1 pseudogene is annotated in these 538 nt (G+C 37.2%); it reads left to right on the top strand.

The features are described 5' to 3' along the window. Window positions 1-453: 453 nt before the first annotated feature. Window positions 454-538, top strand: a pseudogene (locus AC19MV_RS23075) (Mobile element protein); the annotation flags it as partial.

Raw genomic sequence — 538 nt, 5'->3', positions numbered from 1 at the left:
AACAAATTAACAAGGCCACCCAAAATAGTTGTTAAGAGTGTGGGTGGCAATTTAAGAACCATAAAAATGGGTGGCAATGTAAGAGGAGCCTCCAGCTTGAAAACTCAATAATATCGATTACCCCACACGTCTATGTTCAGTAATATTGTTTCATCTCATATCTTTAACTGAATCCCTTTGCTATCTTTTATTGTAAAGCAGACTAGTGCTCTGATTTATCTCAGGAGGTTATGTGGCGAGATTACTCGTATTGTTAATTGTCTTTAGTGTCATCCCCATATCTTCTGTCTATGGAAAAGAGTTGAAGCTTGCTGTGGTACCTAAATTTAACAGTGTTTTTTTTGAGCAAAGTAAAACTGGCTGTATAAAATTAACATAGCCACCCAAAATAGTTGGCGAAATAATAGACAGTAAACTACGCTTTATTTACCCCCTGCTAAATGGTATTTAAAGATGGCCAGACCAAGACAGACAATCGTTAGTCTAGAAGATACCCCTTATTATCACTGTTGCTCGCGTGTAGTACGCAAAGCTTTTT

The sequence above is a fragment of the Shewanella sp. MF05913 genome (assembly GCF_059758095.1).
This window is presented reverse-complemented; position numbering and strand designations above follow the sequence as displayed.